This window comes from Microcoleus sp. F10-B2 (genome assembly GCF_036704965.1).
Taxonomy (GTDB): Bacteria; Cyanobacteriota; Cyanobacteriia; order Cyanobacteriales; family Microcoleaceae; genus Microcoleus.
On record NZ_JAUBTB010000202.1, the window covers coordinates 1 to 2,408 of the forward strand.

A 2,408-nucleotide genomic window follows, 5' to 3' on the forward strand; every position below is an offset into this window, starting at 1 on the left:
TCTAATGTCATATCACGCTATGGCAAACACTTCTCTAATCATAACGTACTCTGATCCTTTCCTTCAGGGCACTACCCTATTATTCATTAGCAATCTCTACCTCACTCTACCCTAAAGCGCTGTCTTTGATTATTCGGCTGCTTCTAATTCCTCTAATTCTTGCGTAGACTGCCATCCAGCTTGCCAGAGCGATCGGTCTTTGAGCTGTGTGGCATTCAGCCAAAAACGGACATTTGGATCGCAAGCCGCCACCATTTCCGCAAATACCCATTTACCTTCATTTTTTCTGTTGACTACTTGAAAGTGCCGCCACCCCCAAGTTTTTTGGTGTGAAGTCCATCGAGAACCAACTAAATAAGGAAATTTTTGTTTTTTCGGCACAGTATTTTTGTTGACCAATATATTAGAAAGCAAGTTAATTGTAATAAATCTTTCTGTTTGATGATATTAATTCCCTATCAAAACTCGTCAAATCCTCTCCTTCTCTCCTCTTCTCCTCCCTCCCCTCTCGAACATAACAGAAAATATAGAGGCCCGGCAGCTTACATGAGATTTCCCTTAAACTCTATCTGCAAGTAGATGCGTTGATTGTAACTTGCAGCATTTACGCCTCCTGGTTCAAAAGTAAGGGCAGTTCAGTGACTGCCCCTGTAATTAGTTATACCTATTGAATAGGATAATTTTTCAGGCGATCCACAAATAGCAAATTTATGCAGTAGTAGCTAAATCGTGAATCTCAAATCTAAAAGCAAATAACCCTGGTTATAGTTGTGCACAATAATCCGTTTTGTGAAACTTGCTCAAATCTACTTTTCGAGCAGGTTTGATGTTCACTTCCTGCTTCTACCAAGGCGGTAGGCCGCTTCTTGTCGGCAGGCGTCTTTCGAGCCCAACTCTCCCTACAAACATTTTTTCAATCTTAACGGTGTCTCATTGATGCTGTAAAGCTCAATAAAAAAGCACTTTTCGGCAAGATTGACTAATTTCTTTGATTCTGTCGCTACCCCTTGATTACTTCCCTGTTAAGGCTTTTGACCCGATAAATCCAGAGGAAGTTGGGGAAGCCGGAGGCGAACCGCATTTGTTTGCAGCCAGAGAGTGATGGCGTGCTTCCGCTGCGGAGTCACGTACTCTCCGGGTCTGATCACTCCAGCACAGACACCGATGTTTTTAATAAGGGTTTCTCGCTCCGATGAACTTGCACCCTGTAGCAACCTGACTTGGGCTTTGATAAAATCCACGTTCATAGCTGAAAGTAAAAGTAACTAAAGAACTCAGTTAAATAGCGATGCTTTGGTTCCGATTGTAACTCTAAAACCGCTTGGTATGAATCAAATTGATTCAACATCCCCTGGATGGGGATCGGGGCGTCTAGAGCTAGCCAACTTTATTTACTTTATCTGTTTTTGCTAGCAAAAGTGTCACTATGCTAGCAGTTTTGGCAGAATTATTCATAGTTAAGAACTGTTACAAATTTGGCTTGTTTCCGACAATACGGCAGAGTTTAGTGCTAACGCTACTTTCGAGAACTCAAAAAGTTCAGCACTGTCTCCCGATCCTTGCCTCCCTAAGTTTTACCATCCCCCTTTGGGAAGCAATCGCTCGCCGAACTTTCCTCTTCGAGAGCCCCTCTTAACACCAGAACACTGCCACCTCACCCTATTTAATTAGATCTGCCCGCAAGCCTCGCTGTGGACTACAACTTCAGGCATACGTGTTGTTACCTGGGCTACCATAAGCGAGCAAGTTTTTATTCTTTTTTCTCAAGGATATATTTTTTGCTTTTCTTGCAAAGCCCTTATTTGTGTTAATTAAGGCAGCTTTGTGATGTGCGCGCCAACCAAGACTGCCAGCTTGAGAACGCTGACATTTTGCACTCTGTGGCAGTGAATCTGTTTTCTGAATTCATTGGGGGCGATCGCCCCTCGGCTAGCATTGCCAGTAACGGCTCATTTTGTATAATTAATAACATATCGGTCAATGCTAAGAATTTAAAAACAGCACAAGTTTAAACAGTCTTCCATCCATCGATCACTCCTCACAGCCCAAAAAGAAGGATAAAACGTAAGGATTCAGGTCTAAAATTGAGGTATCAAAGATGGAGCGTGCAAATCAGGGTTGACTATGGCTTTTATGGCTTGCTCAAAAAATTGAATAACGGAACGTCCTTGGCGACGACAGGTTTGGATAGCAGTCAATAAATTGGCAGTATGTTGGAACCGTTCCATTCAACGGGAACCGCCACTGACTTTTCTTTTTGTGACCGCTATCACGTAGCGTTCGTTCTGCAAGATTATTATCAGGAGGTATCTCTAGGTGGGCTAGAAAATACGGGAGCATCCCAATTTTGTAAAAGGGGAAAAGTATGATACAGTTCCCCTTTTATTTTAGCTGATCCCTATATTATA

General features: G+C 42.6%; 2 protein-coding genes and 1 pseudogene. All 3 read right to left on the reverse strand.

Annotated elements, in window-relative coordinates; genetic code table 11:
• Nucleotides 1–129: 129 nt before the first annotated feature.
• Nucleotides 130–381: a TIGR02450 family Trp-rich protein gene (locus QUA99_RS32550; RefSeq protein WP_332943237.1), complete on the reverse strand. Its 252-nt coding sequence runs from the start codon at nucleotides 379–381 to the stop codon at nucleotides 130–132.
• A gap of 641 nt (nucleotides 382–1,022) precedes the next feature.
• Complete coding sequence (locus QUA99_RS32555; RefSeq protein ID WP_006635912.1) at nucleotides 1,023–1,247, reverse strand: hypothetical protein; 225 nt, start codon at nucleotides 1,245–1,247, stop codon at nucleotides 1,023–1,025.
• A gap of 831 nt (nucleotides 1,248–2,078) precedes the next feature.
• Nucleotides 2,079–2,331: pseudogene (locus tag QUA99_RS32560) on the reverse strand (IS66 family transposase); the annotation flags it as partial.
• Nucleotides 2,332–2,408 lie beyond the last annotated feature (77 nt).